A 19,460-nucleotide genomic window follows, 5' to 3' on the forward strand; every position below is an offset into this window, starting at 1 on the left:
TTTTTGGTTTGGTTGGTTATTTTGTTAATGATAAATAGGGTTTGTACAATGGTAAGTAAAATAGATTTTAATTTACGTATTTATCAGAATTTTATAAAATGTGTATATAACTATGAAATGGGGGGGATTTCTTCATGTGTACTAGTTTGACGTTACAAACTAAAAATTTCCAACATCTTTTTGCGAGAACAATGGATTTCACATTAGATATGAATCAGGAAGTAATAATCATTCCTCGGCGTTATCAGTGGAACAATATAACTGGTGAAACAATCCGAACGAAAAAGGCTGTTGTCGGAATGGGAATTAATTTTGGAGGAAGGGTCATGATGGCAGACGGAGTAAATGAAGCTGGTATGACATGTGCAACTCTCTATTTCCCAGGATTCGCTACTTATAGTAGTCATGTAGATAGCAATAAAACGAATGTAGCGCCATTTGATTTTGTGACTTGGAGCCTCACGCAGTTCAATTCTGTTGAAGAATTAAGAAAATATATTGATAACATTGCCTTTATAGATGTGCCATTACCAATTTTAGGGGTTACTCCACCGCTACATTGGATTTTAGCAGATAAATCGGGAGAATGTATTGTACTTGAGCCGACAGCTGATGGAATAAAAGTGTATGACAATCCAATAGGAGTGATGACTAATAGTCCGGAGTTTAGTTGGCATTTACAAAATTTAAGACAATATATTGGTCTTAAATCGCAGCCATTTGCGCCAACGGAGTGGGGCGATGTACCATTAAGTGCTTTTGGCCAAGGTTCAGGATCGATGGGACTTCCTGGAGATTTCACACCGCCATCAAGATTTGTACGGGCAGCGTATGGCAAACAAAACATTCAAGGTATAGAGAACGAAGAAGAGGGGATATCGGCTATTTTTCATATTTTATCGAATTGTGAGGTTCCTAAGGGGGCAGTAATAACAGAAGACGGTATATTAGATAATACGATCTATACAAGTGCAATGTGTATGGAGTCTGGAACATATTATTACCATACTTACGATTGTAGACAAATTATAGCCATTCATTTATTCAATGAAGATTTAGATACAGCTGAGATTAAAACGTATCCGTTTCAGCGGAAACAAAAAATATTTTATGAAAACTGAAGCGCCCCTGAAAAAGTGAGACTAATAAAAACACCTCCATTTAATTTGCATACTTAGTATGCGAATTTAGGAGGTGTTTTTTATCATTTACCAATATTCAGGTTTACTTCTTGCTATTCTATTAAGCCGAAGCTTTCTTCATTCTCTCAAGTAAACTAGATAACACATGCGTACGATACGATTCTAGTTTTTTACCTTCATAAGTACGGATACCTAATTTTTTAAGTTCTTTTACATACCAACCTTTGCTTCCGAAATACATGTGATCGCTCCCCTTCAACTTTGTTTTTATTTGTTCTGATTGCATATGGAGGTACAGGTAATATAATGAAGGAAATGAATTTCGCGCGAAAATGGTTAACTTTGTTGCAAAAGACATATATACTAAAGATAGTATACAACGAGGTGGACAAGACGTGATTATAGAGAAGCACGAAATTCAAATTGACCAAATTACTAGCGGTAAAGTGAATATCTTTACTTTCTATAGAAATAGAAAGCAAATTGATGATCATTTTTTACGATTGCAAGAACCATCGCTTACAGCAAACTACTTCTTCCATTTTCATTTTGATGCAGAGAGCTTGCATCTACTGCAGGAAGAGTTTCCAGGCGTATATCCGTACGACGGTAGTGAAACGATTCACGACTGGACGGAAAAGATGAAAGCTGAATTGCAACATCAGATCCAAACAGGTAAATGGAATAAACGCGTACGTATTGGTAATCGCATTCTAGATGTGGTGTTTACGTGGTGTGACGAAGATATAGTAGAGTGAAAAAGAAGCGGATGACGCTTCTTTTTTTTAGCGCTGGAATAAAACGAGCTTACCTGCAGTAGATGTACAGCGATGTGTTTTTTCATACAATCCTTTTTCTTGTAAAATAGATTCACCTTTTGCTTTCGCTTCTTTTTCAGTTGCCGCCTCGAATGATTCGTCTAATGCTTTTGAACCATCTTTTTCAAAGACTGTTAGAACGTATACTCCCATGAAAATTCCCTCCAATAATTAAAATCAGAATCTTATAATTATTTTGACATAAAACGCTACAATATGCAAAGAAATATATGACATTGCGTGGTAAAATAGAATGAAACTTTAATCATCGAGAATATTTTCATTCTCGATGATGATTAGTTTTCAGCGATATTAATTTTAATAAAATGAAACTTTTGAAAGATAGAAAGGATCGTTATTTGTGAAACAAGTAAAGTTTATACATGCGGCTGATTTGCATTTGGATAGTCCGTTTAAAGGGATGGAGATGAATGTGGCGCAGTCTGTTTGGGAGAGAATGAAGCAAAGTACGTTTGAATCATTTGAGCGTATTGTTGATAAAGCGATTCAAGAGCGCGTTGATTTCGTATTACTAGCTGGGGATTTGTATGATGCGGAGACGAGAAGTTTGAGGGCGCAAGTGTTTGTGCGTGAGCAAATGAAGAGACTTTCGCAGTACGATATCCCTGTTTTTATTATTCACGGTAACCATGATCATTTAGGGGGAAGCTGGGCAGCAATTGAGTTTCCGGAAAATGTTCATGTGTTTACCGATCCTTATGTAGAAGAGAAATCATTTTATAAAAATGGTGAGCTATTAGCTTCTATTTATGGGTTTAGTTATTTGCAGCAAGCGGTAACGGATAATATGACAGCGCAGTATACGAAAATGAGTGATGCGCCTTTTCATATTGGCATGCTTCACGGAAGTGTGGAAGGAGATGCAGAGCATAATCGCTATGCACCGTTTCAAATTCGTGAATTGAAAGAAAAACAGTTTGATTATTGGGCTCTTGGCCATATACATAAACGTGAAATTTTATCAGAAGAGCCATACATTATTTATCCAGGAAACATACAAGGTCGTCATCGTAAGGAAACAGGCGAGAAGGGTGCGTACCTTATTGAACTTACGAAACAAGGAACGCAGTGTTCATTTTTCCATACGGCAGATGTTGTATGGGATGAGATCGAGGTTTGTATTGATGGACTTGAAACTGTTGATGAACTTATGACGAGCATGTCAACTGCGATGAATGATTGCCGAAGAGAAGAGGAAGGGACGCTTTTAACGGTCGTATTCACAGGGCAGGGCCCACTTTCTCCTTATTTGCGTGACGAAAAGCGTGTGGAAGAGATTTTTCATATTTTAGCATCTGGCGAAGAGCGAAAAGATTTCGTATATGCAATGAAGTGGAAAAATGAGACGGTTTCTTTTGCGGAAATCGAACGTTTGAAAGCGGAAAATCATTTCGTCGGTAGTGTGCTAAAGGAGCTAGAAGCTTTCACAAATATGGACGGCGTGTTGCGCACCATTTGGACATCTCCTGTAGCGCGTAATAGTATTGAATCTTTTACAGAAGAAGAGAAGAAAGAGATTCAAAAGGAAGCAGAAAATATTATTTTAGAGCAATTATTCCAGCAAGAGAGGGATAAAAAATGAGAATTGAAAAACTCCATATTTATGGGTACGGAAAATTAGAAAATGTGGAAATGGATCTTTCATTGTTGACGGTGTTATACGGTGAAAATGAAGCGGGGAAATCGACAATTCGCTCATTTATGAAAAGTATTCTGTTCGGTTTTCCGACGAGAGGACAGCGCCGTTATGAGCCGAAAGAAGGCGGGAAGTATGGCGGTGCGCTGACTGTGCAAACAGAGCAGTACGGCCGTTTGAAAATTGAACGATTGCCAAAGACGGCAACTGGCGAGGTGACCGTTTATTTTGAAGACGGGAAAACGGGCGGCGAGGAAATTTTAAACGATATATTAAGCGGGATGAATGAAAGTTTATTTGAATCGGTCTTTTCATTTGATATGCATGGTCTTCAAAATATTCATCAGCTCGGCGAAGCGGATATTGGCAATTATTTATTTTCAGCAAGTGCAGTCGGAAGCGATGCGCTATTACAGTTAGATAAAAAGCTAGAAAAAGAAATGGATCAGCGTTTTAAACCGAGTGGGCGTAAACCGGAAATTAACGTGTCACTGCAAGAGATGAAGAAGCTTGAAGAGAAGATGAAAGAGTGGCAAGGAAAAATTGGCACGTATGAAAAACAAGTGGAGCAGTTAAAAGAAAGTGAAGAGAAGCTTGCTTCTGTTCGCGTGGAAAAAGAGAATGCAGAAAAGCGAAAGCAAGATTATGAAATATTAGCAGCGCTTGAGCCCCTCGTTATTGAAAAGCGTGCGCATGAGAAAGTGTTAGAAAATGAGAGCGGGCAGTTTCCTGTAAACGGAATGGCGCGCTATGAAGCGATTAAGGCGAAGATGGAGCCGCTTCAGTTACAAGTTGATTCGCTCCATAAGAAAATCGAGACAGTGCAATCGGAAATTGCCTCGATTCAAATAGATGAAGAGTTTTTACAAAAAGAAAGTTATGTAGAAGAACTTCGTATGCAACATATGTCTTACGAAAATGCACGCCAAGAAATGCGTGATATGACAGGAAGTATTGCGAATATAAAAAAAGAAATTGCAGAACTAGAACAGCAAATTGGTGCTACTTTTGAAAAGGAAGCGGTTCTTGCGTTTGACATGAGTTTGGCAACGAAAGAATTAATTACGCAAACCGTGCAAAAGGCACGTGAATTAGAAACGCAAAAAGCACAGCTTGATGATCGTTTTAAAGTAGCGCAAGAGCAATTAGAAGAACAAGAAGAAAATATAAGACAGATTCAGAAACAAATGTTAGTTGATGAAGAGCGAAATACGTTAGTTGAGAAAGAGAAATCGTTCCAAGATGCGGCGTTTATCGGTATGGGCGCAGAGAGAATGAAGCGCAAGTATGAGGAAAAAGCAGGAGTAGCTATGCAAAAGAAAAAGCAGTGGCAAAGAGTTTGTCTTCTGTTACTTCTTATTAACACGCTTGTTTTATTCACGAGTTTATTTATTGATAACCGCCCGCTCTTATTTATTAGTGTTATTGTTTTTGTAGGGATTGTTCTTGCCCTTGTTTTATATAAAGATCCGTCAAGTGGATTACAAGAAGAGCTTCTTACTCTTCAGCAAAGTGCTGGCGGGAGACAAAGTGAAGAAGCGCTGTCTGTGCGCTATCAGTTAGAAAAAGATGAAGAGATTCGTAAGCTATTTGAGCGTGAGTCTTATAAATTGCAGCAAATGGAGCGAGCTTATGATAAAGTCGTTTCATCGTATGAGGAATGGGAGAGAGAAACGTTCCAGGCGGGAGAACAAGTAGATGCATATAAAACGCGCTATATGTTCCCTGATTTTTATACGTATGCGCACATATTGCCGGCGTTTGAGCGTATAGAAAAAATGCAGCAATTATATCGGGAGTTAGAAAAACAAGGCACACGAAAATCTTCATTATATGAAATGATTTCGCAATTTGAACATAAACTAGAAACTGTTATCGGTAGTGCGGAGTATAGTAAGTTGTATGAGGCGCAAAGGCTTATGCAAAATGAGAAAGAGAAGAGACAAACTTGTAAGCAGTTGAAAGAGAAACTAGCTGAATGGCAAGAAGAATATGAGTTCATGCAAGAGCAATTAAAGCAATTGCTAGTAGAACGAGACAGTTTATGGCATATTGCAGAGGCTACAGATGAAGAGATGTTTTTAGAAGCAGGTAAACTAGCGGGAAAACGTGAAGATGCTGAGAAACAAGTAGTGCGTTTATTACCGCAAATTGATCTGTTAGAACAGCGTTTAAAGAGTTTATCATTAGCTGAACATTACGAAGCTGACGGTTATGAAGAGAAATTAAAGAGAGAAATTACAGTCGTGCAAAACTGTCTGGCGCAAGAGAAAGAACTGACAGAGCGCATTGCGAAACATCGTATGGAAATTGTGAATTTAGAAGAAGGTAGTACGTACGGCGATTTAATGCATGAGTGGGAAATGAAAAAAGCGCAAGTACGTGAACAAGTGAAGAAGTGGGCTGCTTATGCGGCCGCAAAAACGGTGTTAACGAAAACAAAGCAATATTATCATGAAGTGCATCTGCCTCGTATTTTACAAAAATCAGAAGAGTATTTCGTCTATTTAACGGGCGGACGCTATAGTAAAATCTTTTCACCGTCAGAGGCGGAGCCGTTCGTTGTTGAACGTAACGACGGTATACGTTTTTACAGTCATGAACTAAGCCAAGCGACAGCGGAGCAGTTATATTTATCGCTGAGATTTGCACTTGCGAAAACATTTGAACACGAGTATCCATTTATTATTGATGATAGTTTCGTGCACTTTGATGCGGTAAGGACGGACCGAACGATTGAACTAATAAAGGAAATCGCAAAAGATAGACAAGTCATCTTCTTTACATGTCATGCGCATTTACTCGCGTATTTTACAGAAAAACAGATTGTAAAATTAACACATAAGCGTAAAGAAAATGAGTTGTGATATGCTATACTAAAAGTAACTGATTTGGTGGAGGAATTCGAATGAAAAAGAAAATTGCAGAATATGAAGTTGGTGAACAAGTCGATGTTTTCTTGTTAATTAAAACAGCGACAAAAGGTCTAGCAAGTAATGGAAAGCCATTTTTAACAGTAATCTTACAAGATCCAAGTGGAGATATTGAAGCGAAGCTATGGGACGTATCACCAGAAGTTGAGAAACAATATGTAGCAGAAACAATCGTTAAAGTAGCTGGTGATATTTTAAACTACAAAGGACGTATTCAATTGCGTGTGAAACAAATCCGTGTTGCGAATGAAAATGAAGTAACAGACATCTCGGATTTCGTAGAAAAAGCACCAGTGAAAAAAGAAGATATGGTTGAGAAAATTACACAATACATATTTGAAATGAGAAATCCGAACATTCAACGTCTAACAAGACATTTGTTAAATAAGCATCAAAACGAATTTTTAGAATATCCAGCAGCGACAAAGAACCATCACGAGTTCGTATCTGGACTAGCTTATCACGTCGTATCGATGCTAGATTTAGCGAAAGCTATTTCAAATCTATACCCATCATTAGATAAAGACTTACTATATGCAGGCGTTATTTTACATGACCTTGGTAAAGTAATTGAACTATCTGGCCCAATTTCTACAACGTATACGTTAGAAGGAAATTTACTAGGCCACATTTCTATCATGGTGAACGAAATCGGTAAAGCAGCAGACGAATTGCAAATCGATGCAGAAGAAGTATTAATTCTTCAACACATCGTCCTTTCTCATCACGGAAAAGCGGAATGGGGTAGCCCAAAACCACCATTAGTAAAAGAAGCAGAAATTCTGCATTACATCGATAACTTAGATGCAAAAATGAACATGATGGACCGCGCATTAGGACGTACAAAACCAGGTGAATACACAGAGCGTGTCTTCGCACTTGATAATCGTTCGTTCTATAAACCGACGTTCCATAATTAAAAGTGTGAATAAAGTGGCCTCATTAAGTTTTAAAAGCTTAGTGAGGCTGTTTTCTTTATTAAAAATTAAATGAAATAGTTAAGAAGTACGCATGGGATTAACGAAGAACGATTAAAACATATCTCACCACTAGAATGGGAGCATATCAACTTTAATATGGCAGATACTTAGAATCGCTTCAGCCTGTATAACAGGCCTAAAAATAAGAGTTGAAACTTGTTTAGCATCTATTTTTGTTAAAAGGTGGGAGAATTGTGCTATGATGTGGGCAAATATAAAACTATCTAAAGGAGGGATTTACATGCCGCATATTGTGTTTCGTGGAATTACTACTGAACAATTAAAACACATAAGCAAGCCATTAGTAGAAGAGCTCGCAGAGATTTGTGAGTGTGGTACGGATAATTTTACGTTGGAACTACCAAGTTCTACGTTTATATTCAATGGAGAAGAAATAGAAGCGTTTCCTCTTATTGAAGTGAAATGGTTCGAGCGTGGACAGGAAATTCGTAATCGATTTGCCAAGGCCATTACTACATATGTAATGGATTTTGGACTTCCAGAAGTAGAGATTGTATTTACGGTTTTCACAGAATCAGCGTATTATATTAACGGGAAGCATTGTGCAAGTTAGAGCTATTATAAATGTTTTTGTAACATTTATCCCGCATTAACGGGCAGTAAGACCCAGACCTCAAAATTCAGCGGAAGCAAAGAAGTTAGGTGGGGGATCAACTGTCCGTAAAAGCCCGATTGGTGTGGGCTAATAATCAGTGGGGATGAACAAAACCCCCACTGATTAAAGTTTCACTTTATAAGGGATAGAACCACATCGCTATCAAGCTAACTAGACAAAATACCCTCTAAAAAGAGCAAGGCGTTATTCTTTATGAGAAATCATAGGAAAGGATAACGCCTTTATATCAATTTTAATATAATCGATTCACTTCTTTATAAAAAGTTTGGTTATTTTATTGAAGCTTATTCCACAAACACACCCGTTTGTTCACTTTTTACTGTTTGAAAGCCATACTTTTTATATTGATTCATTTATTGGAAAAACCGAAAGTTTTAAACGCTCTCTATTACATATTTATTTTTGGAAAAATAGCCTAACTCCAAATACTAATAATACTGTGCCAGTAATACCCTCTATTGTACGGTTCACCTTTTCTTTTCTTAAAAAAGTTCTTAATTGACGTATTAGAGAGATATAAAGTAAATACCATATTGCTGTCAAAGTCGTAAATGTGAATCCCAACAAAAGAAATTGGAAGAAATGACTTTGATTACTCACAATAAATTGGGGTAGAAAACTAAGGAAAAATACAGCCGTTTTTGGGTTTAAGATTGCCGTGGTAAATCCTTGTCTAAAACTTTTAACCGTTCCAATATCCTTAGAGTTTATTTCCACTGAACCTGACATCTCTTCTTTTTTAGAAAAGGCACTTTTAATTGACTTTACAGCTAAATAAATTAAATAAAATGCCCCAGCATATTTTATTAATGTAAATAGCATAGCAAATTTCATTAAGATAGCAGAGAGTCCTAGTGTAGCCATTATTGTATGAATCATCATTCCAGATACCGTTCCTAAGACGGTCTTTATCCCACCATTTCTACCATGAGAGATAGTGTTTTTTGTAACTAAAGCAAAACCGGGACCAGGCATCATTATAATAAGGAGTGCTGTAAGGATAAATAGCATATAATTTTCCATGTTATGGTATTTCCTTTCTGATTTTTAGTTTCGCTTATAGTATAGCTTTTTTCCTTAAAACATTAAATATAAAAAGTGTGATCAGGATAGTATCATAAACTTTCAAGGAGTTGTAATTGAATTATAGAGGGCTTCACTTAAATAATGTTCTTCTGTAAATGAGCGTTTTTTAATTACTTTTTCTCGGAACACTCTTAATTTTCTTTCGTTTATCGAGGGTATTAGTATCAACTTGACCAAACATTATCCCAAAACTACATTTAACATTTACGAAAGCATATTCGAATAATCATTCATTAAATTTCTTATCAATCAACAAAAATTAATTATCATAAGGAAGAGGTACGTGAACTTCTATTTAAGAAATTACTTATTCTTGAAAAAAATGAATTAACTCCCCATAAATAATTGTAAAGATATAAAATTCTATAATTCCCTCGGAACAAAAAAAGTTGTCTTTTATAGCAACGAAGTTCATTTTTATCGTTTTGGGGTAGTGTATTCTTGTTAGCTTGATGGGCATGGAGAGCTTTGAGTCTTTAGCTTGATAGTGATGTGACGCTATCCAGAAATTAATGATTTTACACCCTAAATGTTATTTAACAAAAAAATCTTGAATTCGAGATTTTTTACTTGCTTTTCAATCACTTGAGGTGTAAAGTGATAGTAACGAAAGCGATTGAGTCATATGAAAAACATATACTCAGTTGTTTTCGATTAAAAAACAAAGTAACTTATACAGTAAAAACTAAGATGAATTTACAAAAACATAATTAAGAATAAATTGAAAAGCTAAAAACCATATTAGTTGTGGGAAATGTTATTTTTTTAGTTATCACTTGACTAGTAAAACGAAACGGAGGAATAACCAATGTATAAAATTAAAGGGCATCATCACATTTCAATGGTTACGAAAAATGCAAATGAAAATAATCACTTTTATAAAAACGTGCTTGGCTTGCGTCGTGTGAAAATGACAGTAAACCAAGATGATCCGTCAATGTACCACTTATTTTATGGAGATAAAACAGGAAGTCCAGGTACGGAATTATCATTTTTTGAAATTCCATTAGTAGGAAGAACATATCGCGGTACGAATGCGATTACTCGAATTGGATTACTTGTTCCTTCAGAGGATAGCTTGCATTACTGGAAAGAACGCTTTGAAAAATTTGATGTGAAACATAGTGAAATGACAACATATGCAAATCGTCCTGCTTTGCAATTTGAGGATGCTGAAGGTCTTCGCTTAGTACTACTCGTTTCAAACGGGGAAAAAGTAGAGCACTGGGAAACTTGGGAGAAATCAGAAGTTCCTGCAGAGCATCAAATTCAAGGAATGGGTTCTGTGGAAATGACCGTTCGTAGACTTGATAAAATGGCGAGTACACTTACAGAAATGTTTGGTTATACAGAGGTTAGCCGTAGCGAAGAGGAAGCAATTTTTCAATCCATTAAAGGAGAGGCTTTTGGAGAAATCGTTGTGAAATATTTAGATGGACCTACTGAAAAGCCGGGCCGAGGGAGCATTCACCATTTAGCAATTCGCGTGAAAAACGATGCAGAGCTTGCCTATTGGGAAGAACAGGTGAAACAAAGAGGCTTCCAGTCTTCAGGAATCATCGACCGTTTCTACTTTAAAAGCTTATATTTCCGTGAATCAAACGGAATCCTTTTTGAAATTGCGACAGATGGACCAGGATTTACAGTTGATGGAGATGTGGAACATTTAGGAGAAAAACTTGATTTACCACCGTTCTTAGAAGATCATCGTGCAGAGATTGAAGCGAATTTAGCACCTATTGAAGAGAAGTAATAGGAGAGAAAATATAAATTAAAAACTATTGGAGGAATATAAAATGAACCAATTAAAAGGAATTCACCACGTTACAGCGATTACAAGTAGTGCAGAAAAAAACTATGAGTTTTTTACTCACGTTTTAGGAATGCGTTTAGTTAAGAAAACAGTAAACCAAGATGACATTCAAACGTATCATTTATTCTTTGCAGATGATAAAGGTAGTGCAGGAACAGATATGACATTCTTTGACTTCCCAGGTGTTCCGAAAGGAGTACACGGTACAAATGAAATTTCAAAAACTTCATTCCGTGTTCCGACTGATGCAGCATTAGAGTATTGGGTGAAACGCTTTGACCGTCTTGAAGTAGAACATACAGGAATTAAAGAGCAATTTGGTAAGAAAACTCTTTCTTTCGTTGACTTTGATGACCAACAATATCAATTAATCTCAGATGAACTTGATAAAGGAATCGAATCAGGTACACCGTGGCAAAACGGGCCAGTACCATTAGAATATGCAATCACTGGTTTAGGACCTGTATTCATTCGTATCGCAAACTTTAGCTTCTTCAAAGAAGTGTTAGAAAAAGTTCTATTATTTAAAGAGGTTGCGCAAGAAGGGGAATTCTATTTATTTGAAGTGAACAAAGGCGGAAACGGTGCATCTGTTATTGTAGAACATAATACAGTTCTTCCTGAAGCACAACAAGGTTTTGGTACAGTGCACCATGCGGCATTCCGCGTAGAAGATCGCGCTGTATTAGAAGAATGGATTGAGAGAATCAGTAGCGTAGGACTTCCTTCATCTGGCTATGTAAACCGTCACTTCTTCGAATCATTATACGCAAGAGTTGCACCACAAATCTTATTTGAATTTGCAACAGATGGCCCAGGATTTATGGGAGATGAGTCATACGAAACGCTTGGCGAAAAATTATCTTTACCTCCATTCCTAGAGCCAAAACGTGAAGAAATTGAAAAATTAGTTCGTCCAATTGATACAGTGAGAAGTACGAAGGAATTTATTAAAGAGTAAAATAGAGATAGTAAGTAGGAGAGCAAGTAGGAGAGCAAGTAGTTTTAGCGAAGTGCTGGAACTGCTTGCTTTTTTATTTGTTCTATTAAGTTTTCTGACAATTGTTTCTCAAGTCATCAAAAAGGAAAACTTTGGTATAATTAAAATATTAAATTTTCTGATAATTATTTTTCAATACATAGAAAAGGAGTGGTAATATACAATTTTGATAATTGTATAAAAATCCTAATTTTGTAATTTTGGAGAAAAGGGGATGCGAGTGTATGGGAGCAGATGTAGTAACAAGGGAGCAAATGAAACATTCTTTAGATGATTGGTATCGTGTAATGTTGCAGCAAAATATAGAGAAGGCTACGGAAATGAAAGAGGAGATTGAAAGTAAGATTAGTGGGTTGGATGTGGATCAGGATGTATTGCTTTATCATGCGTTGTTGAATTTTAGATATGATGCATTAGTTGATTGGATTGGGGTTAGAGAAGATAGTTTTGATAAAGTGGAATCTTTCGAAATTCCAATAGAAGGTTTTCTAGCTTATTACTATCACTTTTTTAAAGGGTTTCATTGCACATTAATTTCAAATTATAACGAAGCGAAAGAACAGTATGAGCAAGCTGAGAAGTTATTGAAATATATTGCCGATCCGATAGAACATGCGGAGTTTCATTATCGGATGGGGAATTTCTATTATCAAAAATATGACCAAGTTCATGCAATAGATTACTTGAATAGGGCAAAAGCAGCATTTTTACAATATCCAGGTTATGAAATAAAAGTAGGATTATGTGAAAATGCTTTTGGACTATGTTGTGTAGACATAGATCACTATGAATTAGCGGAAGAAAACTTTAATTCTGCTATGGAAGTATTGCAAAAAGCAGATCAAAAAAAATATATGCTAATGGTTCGGCATAATTTAGCTTGGCTTTATGCTAGTCAAAATCTTTCAGAATTAGCAATTCGTCATATATCTGAGGTGACCAAAAACTACCCAGAACACTTTAAAGCCTTATTTGTAGAAGCGCGTGAACATTACAAATTAGGACAATATAATTTAGCGAATCCAATCGTTGAAAAAGGTTTAAATATTTGTGTTGATTTAGGAGAAAAAGAATTTCAACATCGGTTTAAAATTTTGAAAGAACTCAATGGAAAATCTTCAGTATCAATTATTGAAGATGTAATTTTAGAAGGACTTTCTTATTTTGAGAGAGAAAGATTATGGGATTGTATTCAAGAATACACTGAAATTTTAGCACTGAAATTTTATGAATTTGATGATCATGTTAAGGCAAGTAAATATTTTTATATGAATAATAAGGCTCAAAAAAATATATTGGAAAAGGGAGCGTTAAAATAATGAAGAAATTTCGTTTGGCTATTGTTGGGACTGCATTAGTAGGGGTATTATCAATTGGGTTCAATAGTTCTTTTACAAATCAAGCTGTAAATATTGGTGACACAGGAGGGGCACCAGCAAGACCAGACTACGTTAATATTGGTGACACAGGAGGAGCACCAGCAAGACCAGACTACGTTAACATTGGCGACACAGGAGGAGCACCAGCAGATAATAGAGGTGACGGCGGCGGAGTAAGCCAACTATAATAACAAAGAAAGGGACTTCAACATGAAGTCCCTTTTTCTATTTTTAGGCCATGTAGAGAAAAGAATTGACTTACTTTAAATGTGTAACTATAATAGTTACAGAATAACCATTAGTAATAGAAATGAGTTATATTTTTTTAGTATAATTGTAACTGTTTTAGTTACAATTAAAAAAGAGAACATAAAATAACCAAAAAATGTAAAAACTTTTAAATAGCAACAAGAGAAAGGAGACGGGAACTTTGAAACGGTTTAAGTTTTATATGATTAGCGGTATTGTGCTCGTTTTGTTAATTGTTTGTAATTTCGTCGATAAGCCGATTGCGAAGGTTGGAGAAGTGAAAGATACTGTTATGATGAAGCTGAATACGAAAGAGAGTATGGCGCAAATTGATGGGCAGACGATTTATTTTAAACAAATTGGTGAGGGGAAACCTCCTTTACTTATGCTGCATGGGTTTGGTGGTTCTTCTGATGGGTTTAGTGATATTTATCCGGAACTAGCGCGAGACCATACGATTATTGCGGTTGATGTTTTAGGGTTTGGGCGTTCTTCTAAGCCGGTTGATTTTCAGTATTCGTTTCCTGCGCAAGTGAATTTATATTATAAGTTAATGAAGAAGCTCGGATACGATCAGTTTGCGGTGCTCGGCCATTCAATGGGCGGAGAGATGTCCCTTAATTTAGCGTATTTATATCCGGATGCAGTGACGCATCTCATCTTGGCGGATGCTACAGGGATAGAGTCTTTCCAGCAAAAAGAAAGTTATGAAGTACCACCGCTATCGACGGACTTACAAACTGTAACTGAGATTACGAAGTATAATAAAAATGAAGTAAAAAATAGCCGTGATGATAAAGAGCATTATGATCAGCTTACGAAAATGAGAGAGCGCCGCATTGCGATGGAAGCTGATAAAATTAAGGTGCCGACTTTAATTATATGGGGACGACATGATAAAAGTGTTTCTTGGAAAAATGGTGAACTGTATCATGGGCTATTTGCGAATAGTACGTTTCATATTATTGAAAAAGGATACCACGCACCGTTTCGTCAGGAACCAATTGAGTTTATGGAATATGTACAAGCATTTTTCGCGAAGCATCCACAATAAAAATTTTAAGCATAAATCCACTTCTTTCCTCATAAAGTGAAACTAATAAGGCTTGTCTAAGGAAAGGAATGAAGTGATTTGGAAACTTTACCATGGTGGGTTTATCTTGTAATTGTCGGGATTGTACTAAGTGGCTACATGGTTTTATATACTTCGAAAAAAGAGCAAGATATGGATAATGAGTTTATTGAAAAAGAAGGCGAAGTATATATGAAGCGCTTAGAAGAAGAGCGTGAGAAACGTAATCAGGATAGTGATAAAGATTCGGTATTGCTTTAATAGATTACATTTAAAGAAGAGAAATATATTGTATTTCTCTTCTTTTTTATTATGTTAAATATTTGTATAAGAGAAAAGTATAGGTTTCGTTTGTTAGCTGTCATTTTAAAATTGAAGACTTATTAAATGAAAAAATTGATATTTGCTTGAGGGTATTTTATATTTAAAATAATGAATATATAGTTTTATTGTTGTTGGAGGAGATAAGAACTAACATGAATACAAAAAAATTTCAAACCTATGTGGCGTTGTCAACAAAAGACTGGAGTGCTGAAACATTTGTAAGAACCTTAGAAGAGATTGTATCTTCGGCAAAAGAATATGAAAATGATTATATTGAAGTCCATCAAGTACTAGAAATGGTAGTAACAGAAGTTGAAGTTGAGTATGTAATCATTCTAAATCATACGAGAAACTTAGATGATTTGGGGAAATACCTTAAATAATAATTTTTAAATCCTTTTTATCGCTGTTAATAATATAAGGGATTTTGATATGGAATTTTAAAAAGAGAGTGTTAATATTGCCACTCTAAAAAAGGGTGTAATCAGAATAGTGATAAAGATTAAGGTAACATGTTGTTATCTATTTTTTATTTTCCGAAGTATATCAGCGATTCGAAATGAGATATCAATTTATCCCGTAAAAGCCCGATCGGTGAGGGCTGATTAAACCTTCACTTTATCAACACAAAACGATAATGATAGGCAGTTGATGTAACTCCATAGTAACTGTAACCATCTAAAGCCCAATTCATACACTATGGTGGAGGATTTTCACCTAATAACCGGATGAAAAAGGGGTGTAATCATGAAGAAACGTACTGTTAATGAAGCGGGAGGGAATGTGCCACAACCAATCCGCAGCGACGGAGCAGGTGCAATTGATTCTGGACCTCGTAATGTTATGCGAGATATTCAAAATCCGAATATGCTTGTTCCGCCTATAACGGATGCAGGATTAGTTCCTAACTTGAAATTTTCATTCTCGGACACTTCTATGATTTTGAAACACGGCGGGTGGTCTCGGGAGATTACTGCTCGGGAACTACCAGTTTCGACGACGATTGCTGGGGTAAATATGAGCTTAACGGCCGGTGGAATACGAGAACTTCATTGGCATAAAGAAGCGGAATGGGCGTATATGCTTTTAGGACGGGCACGCATAACGGCTGTTGATCAAAATGGACGGAATTTTATTGCTGATGTTGGACCAGGTGATCTTTGGTATTTTCCGCCTGGTATTCCGCATTCCATTCAAGGATTGGAACATTGTGAATTTCTACTTGTTTTCGATGATGGACATTTTTCTGATTTATCTACTTTAGCTATTTCTGATTGGTTTGCGCATACGCCAAAAGAAGTATTGTCGGCTAATTTTGGAGTACCTGAGAGTGCTTTTCATTCTATCCCTTCAGGTCAAGTTTATATTTATCAAGGAGAGGTGCCAGGTTCGCTTGAAAGTCAGGAAGTTCAATCACCGAAAGGGGAAGTTCCTTTAACATTTAAACATGAACTGTTAAAACAAAAGCCAATTAAGACTCCTGGTGGTAGCGTTCGAATTGTAGATTCTACAAATTTCCCTATTTCAAAAACAATCGCAGCAGCGCTCGTTGAGGTTGAGCCTGGTGGAATGAGAGAACTTCATTGGCACCCGAATAATGATGAATGGCAATATTATTTGACAGGGGAAGCGAGAATGACTGTGTTTCTTGGAAATGGTACCGCTCGTACATTTGATTATAGAGCTGGCGATGTCGGATATGTACCGTTTGCGACGGGGCATTATATTCAAAATACAGGTACCGAAACATTATGGTTTTTAGAGATGTTCAGAAGCAATCGTTTTGAAGATGTATCGTTAAATCAATGGATGGCACTGACTCCTAAAGAAATAGTGGAGAGTAATATACATGTTGGCCCGCAAGTAATGGATTCTCTGCGTAAGGAGAAGTGGCCTGTTGTGAAATATCCGGGGTTTTCATATAGTCCGAAAAGTGATGAGTAAAAATGAAAATTTGCGTTATTCTTTCTGGAGACTGATAAGAAGGAATGGCGTATTTTTTATGCCTAATCTAGTCTTTATTAGTATCCGTTCTTTGTATTATTGTTCGGGAAATTATTATTGGAGCATAGTATAGGGAAGATACATATAAAATAGCGCCATTATAAGCTGTAACGCATAAGTTGCGCAGGAAATGAAACGATAACTAGCTTTACTCTTCATCATTTATTTGAACATAGTGGGCATAGAGAGGTGATAAACACAGTATGATTTTTAGTGAGCGTTTAAAAGAAGAAAGGGAAAAAAGAAATTGGTCGCAAAATGATTTGGCTGAAAAACTTCATGTGAGTAGGCAATCTGTTTCGAAATGGGAGACGGGAAAGAACTATCCGAGCATTGAAATTATTATTCATTTAAGCGATCTGTTCGGTATTACAATTGATGAACTGCTAAGGAGTGATGAAGAATTGACGCAGAAAATAATTGAAGATAGTAAGCAATTGGCGTATCCAAAATGGAAGGTGTTTTTTGATAGTCTATTTATGATAGGAGTATTTTTGTTTATTGCAAAAATCGTTGTATGGATGCTAAATAAGTTTGCTGGAGCAAGTATTACAATTGTAGCAGATGCGCCATATGTAATGAATCTTTTGCCCCTTGTATTCATGATTATAGGTGGTATAGGTTCCGATAAGTTGAAGAAAATATATAAATAGAGGAAAGATTTGAAAGAAATCCCCAACACTGGCTGTTCTTTTCACTTAAATTGTGTACTATAAAGGATAGGATGACATAAAGAAGGGGACACTTAGAATGGAATTTCATGAACAGAAGATTTTGCCGGCAGTGAGGCAAATTAAAGATTTGGAAAAGCTATTACATAGTTCGTATGAATATATCGTTATTTTAGATATTCATGTCGGCCAATTGAAGAGTGTTATATCACTTGCGAAGCAATATTGTAAAAAGGTGTTTTTACATGTGGATTTAATTCATGGCTTGCAGAGTGATGGGCATGCGACGGAATATTTATGTCAGGAGTTTAGACCGTACGGGTTACTTTCGACAAAGGCGAGCGTTATTATGAAGGCGAAGCAAAAAGGTGTTGTGGCAATACAACGCATCTTTTTAATCGATTCGAGTGCGATGGAGAAGAGCTGCAATCTTTTAGATAAGACGAAACCGGATTATATTGAGGTGCTTCCAGGAGCAATGACGGATATTATCGCTGAAGTGAAAGAGCGTACTGGTGTACCGATTTTAGCAGGTGGTTTTATTCGTACTGTAGAAGATGTGGAAAGAGCTTTAAACGCTGGTGCGACAGCGATTACGACGTCAAAACGCGAACTATGGAAACATTACCAAAAAAAGTGACGAAAATGTGAAAAAATTCTGTTGACACCGCTTTCATAAGAGGTTAACATTATAGACAAGTTAATAAACGTGACGGAGAAAAGAAGAGATCCACATTTCATTGTTTCTATATAAATTTATATAGAAGCGTGCAAAGCTGTGGGTCTTTTTCTTTTGACAAAAACGAATGGCCATTCATTTTACCTCTATCACATTTGGAAGCGTTTAAATTGATTGTGGAGGGATACTATGTCAGCATTTTTAGGAGAGTTAATAGGGACTGCGTTGTTAATCGTACTTGGTGGCGGCGTTTGTGCTGGTGTAAGTTTAAAGAAATCGTTTGCGAAAGATTCAGGTTGGATTGTTATTACAATGGGCTGGGGCTTAGCAGTAGCGGTTGCAGCGTATGCGGTTGGATCAATTAGTGGGGCACATTTGAATCCAGCTTTAACGATAGGACTAGCATTTAAGGGAGCGTTCCCATGGAGTGACGTACCAGGTTATATCGTAGCACAAATGATTGGGGCAATTATCGGGGCAGTTATCGTATATTTACATTACTTACCACATTGGAAAGAAACAGAAGATCCAGGAACAAAGTTAGGCGTATTTGCAACAGGTCCAGCAATTCCGAACACATTTGCAAACCTTTTAAGTGAAATGATTGGAACATTCGTTTTAGTATTTGGTATATTAGCAATTGGTGCAAATAAATTTGCAGATGGATTAAATCCATTTATCGTAGGTTTCTTAATTGTAAGTATTGGTTTATCATTAGGTGGGACAACAGGATACGCAATTAACCCAGCACGTGATTTAGGTCCGCGTATCGCACACTTCTTCCTTCCGATTGCAGGAAAAGGCGGTTCAAACTGGAAGTATGCATGGATTCCAGTAGTTGGTCCAATTCTAGGTGGATCACTTGCAGGATTATTCCATCAAGTTGTATTTGAAGGAAAACAAAATGCAGCACTTATTTATGTGATTATCGCAACTGTGATTGTACTAGCAATCTCTTATATGACAAGTAAAAAAAGCGGAAGCAATACAAATAGTAGAAAAGTAGCATAAGGGGG

At 36.5% G+C, this 19,460-nt stretch carries 20 protein-coding genes; 17 read left to right on the forward strand and 3 right to left on the reverse strand.

What is annotated here, in order from left to right; translation table 11 throughout:
* Positions 1–134: 134 nt before the first annotated feature.
* Positions 135–1,121: a choloylglycine hydrolase gene (gene bsh / locus IBT51_RS20470; RefSeq protein WP_069355112.1), complete on the forward strand. Its 987-nt coding sequence runs from the start codon at positions 135–137 to the stop codon at positions 1,119–1,121.
* A gap of 121 nt (positions 1,122–1,242) precedes the next feature.
* On the opposite strand, the gene IBT51_RS20475 is transcribed toward bsh, so the two are convergent.
* On the reverse strand, positions 1,243–1,383 hold the full coding sequence (locus IBT51_RS20475; RefSeq protein ID WP_000273536.1) for a YflJ family protein: 141 nt from the start codon (positions 1,381–1,383) through the stop codon (positions 1,243–1,245).
* 154 nt (positions 1,384–1,537) lie between these two features.
* Here IBT51_RS20475 and IBT51_RS20480 point away from each other — a divergent pair, with 154 nt between their 5' ends.
* Positions 1,538–1,900, forward strand: coding sequence for a hypothetical protein (locus IBT51_RS20480; RefSeq protein ID WP_000582776.1), 363 nt, complete (start codon positions 1,538–1,540; stop codon positions 1,898–1,900).
* 27 nt (positions 1,901–1,927) lie between these two features.
* On the opposite strand, the gene IBT51_RS20485 is transcribed toward IBT51_RS20480, so the two are convergent.
* Positions 1,928–2,113, reverse strand: a complete 186-nt coding sequence (locus IBT51_RS20485; protein WP_000539552.1) for a YhzD family protein — start codon at positions 2,111–2,113, stop codon at positions 1,928–1,930.
* Positions 2,114–2,321: 208 nt separating this feature from the next.
* Here IBT51_RS20485 and IBT51_RS20490 point away from each other — a divergent pair, with 208 nt between their 5' ends.
* The 4 genes from IBT51_RS20490 to IBT51_RS20505 all read left to right on the forward strand — a co-directional run bounded on the left by IBT51_RS20490 (position 2,322) and on the right by IBT51_RS20505 (position 8,104).
* The gene (locus IBT51_RS20490; protein ID WP_098852336.1) at positions 2,322–3,563 is read left to right on the forward strand and encodes a metallophosphoesterase family protein; all 1,242 of its coding nucleotides are present in this window, start codon (positions 2,322–2,324) and stop codon (positions 3,561–3,563) included.
* The gene (locus IBT51_RS20495) at positions 3,560–6,484 is read left to right on the forward strand and encodes an ATP-binding protein (protein ID WP_200458625.1); all 2,925 of its coding nucleotides are present in this window, start codon (positions 3,560–3,562) and stop codon (positions 6,482–6,484) included. Before IBT51_RS20490 ends, IBT51_RS20495 begins: the two co-directional genes overlap by 4 nt.
* 41 nt (positions 6,485–6,525) lie before the next feature.
* The gene (yhaM, locus tag IBT51_RS20500; RefSeq protein ID WP_000726652.1) at positions 6,526–7,470 is read left to right on the forward strand and encodes a 3'-5' exoribonuclease YhaM; all 945 of its coding nucleotides are present in this window, start codon (positions 6,526–6,528) and stop codon (positions 7,468–7,470) included.
* Between the two features lie 301 nt (positions 7,471–7,771).
* The gene (locus IBT51_RS20505) at positions 7,772–8,104 is read left to right on the forward strand and encodes a DUF1904 family protein (protein ID WP_053565094.1); all 333 of its coding nucleotides are present in this window, start codon (positions 7,772–7,774) and stop codon (positions 8,102–8,104) included.
* A 459-nt stretch (positions 8,105–8,563) separates the two neighbouring features.
* On the opposite strand, the gene IBT51_RS20510 is transcribed toward IBT51_RS20505, so the two are convergent.
* On the reverse strand, positions 8,564–9,190 hold the full coding sequence (locus tag IBT51_RS20510) for a LysE family translocator (RefSeq protein ID WP_053565093.1): 627 nt from the start codon (positions 9,188–9,190) through the stop codon (positions 8,564–8,566).
* A gap of 871 nt (positions 9,191–10,061) precedes the next feature.
* Between IBT51_RS20510 and IBT51_RS20515 the strand changes: the two genes are divergently transcribed.
* The 11 genes from IBT51_RS20515 (at position 10,062) to glpF (ending at position 19,455) form a co-directional block, all read left to right on the forward strand.
* Complete coding sequence (locus IBT51_RS20515; RefSeq protein ID WP_200458624.1) at positions 10,062–11,006, forward strand: ring-cleaving dioxygenase; 945 nt, start codon at positions 10,062–10,064, stop codon at positions 11,004–11,006.
* A 43-nt stretch (positions 11,007–11,049) separates the two neighbouring features.
* Positions 11,050–12,027: a ring-cleaving dioxygenase gene (locus tag IBT51_RS20520; RefSeq protein ID WP_053565091.1), complete on the forward strand. Its 978-nt coding sequence runs from the start codon at positions 11,050–11,052 to the stop codon at positions 12,025–12,027.
* Between the two features lie 263 nt (positions 12,028–12,290).
* Entirely contained in the window at positions 12,291–13,385 is a 1,095-nt protein-coding gene (locus tag IBT51_RS20525) for a response regulator aspartate phosphatase (protein ID WP_200458623.1), read from the forward strand.
* A complete protein-coding gene (locus IBT51_RS20530; RefSeq protein WP_053565089.1) occupies positions 13,385–13,633 on the forward strand; it encodes a Phr family secreted Rap phosphatase inhibitor in 249 nt (82 codons plus the stop codon). Before IBT51_RS20525 ends, IBT51_RS20530 begins: the two co-directional genes overlap by 1 nt.
* A 242-nt stretch (positions 13,634–13,875) precedes the next feature.
* Complete coding sequence (locus IBT51_RS20535; protein ID WP_140155497.1) at positions 13,876–14,748, forward strand: alpha/beta fold hydrolase; 873 nt, start codon at positions 13,876–13,878, stop codon at positions 14,746–14,748.
* A 78-nt stretch (positions 14,749–14,826) separates the two neighbouring features.
* Positions 14,827–15,027: a sporulation YhaL family protein gene (locus IBT51_RS20540; protein ID WP_000449223.1), complete on the forward strand. Its 201-nt coding sequence runs from the start codon at positions 14,827–14,829 to the stop codon at positions 15,025–15,027.
* A 215-nt stretch (positions 15,028–15,242) separates the two neighbouring features.
* Positions 15,243–15,473 (forward strand): hypothetical protein, encoded by a 231-nt coding sequence (locus IBT51_RS20545; protein ID WP_001093032.1) that lies wholly within the window; start codon positions 15,243–15,245, stop codon positions 15,471–15,473.
* A 364-nt stretch (positions 15,474–15,837) separates the two neighbouring features.
* Positions 15,838–17,034, forward strand: a complete 1,197-nt coding sequence (locus tag IBT51_RS20550) for an oxalate decarboxylase family bicupin (protein ID WP_161114069.1) — start codon at positions 15,838–15,840, stop codon at positions 17,032–17,034.
* Between the two features lie 263 nt (positions 17,035–17,297).
* Positions 17,298–17,747, forward strand: coding sequence for a helix-turn-helix domain-containing protein (locus IBT51_RS20555; protein ID WP_000577652.1), 450 nt, complete (start codon positions 17,298–17,300; stop codon positions 17,745–17,747).
* Between the two features lie 97 nt (positions 17,748–17,844).
* Complete coding sequence (gene glpP / locus IBT51_RS20560; protein ID WP_000394286.1) at positions 17,845–18,405, forward strand: glycerol uptake operon antiterminator GlpP; 561 nt, start codon at positions 17,845–17,847, stop codon at positions 18,403–18,405.
* Positions 18,406–18,633: 228 nt separating this feature from the next.
* The gene (gene glpF / locus IBT51_RS20565; RefSeq protein WP_001272199.1) at positions 18,634–19,455 is read left to right on the forward strand and encodes a glycerol uptake facilitator protein GlpF; all 822 of its coding nucleotides are present in this window, start codon (positions 18,634–18,636) and stop codon (positions 19,453–19,455) included.
* Positions 19,456–19,460 lie beyond the last annotated feature (5 nt).

Origin of the sequence: Bacillus sp. S71 (genome assembly GCF_016625265.1) — a bacterium.
Classification (GTDB): domain Bacteria; phylum Bacillota; class Bacilli; order Bacillales; family Bacillaceae_G; genus Bacillus_A; species Bacillus_A cereus.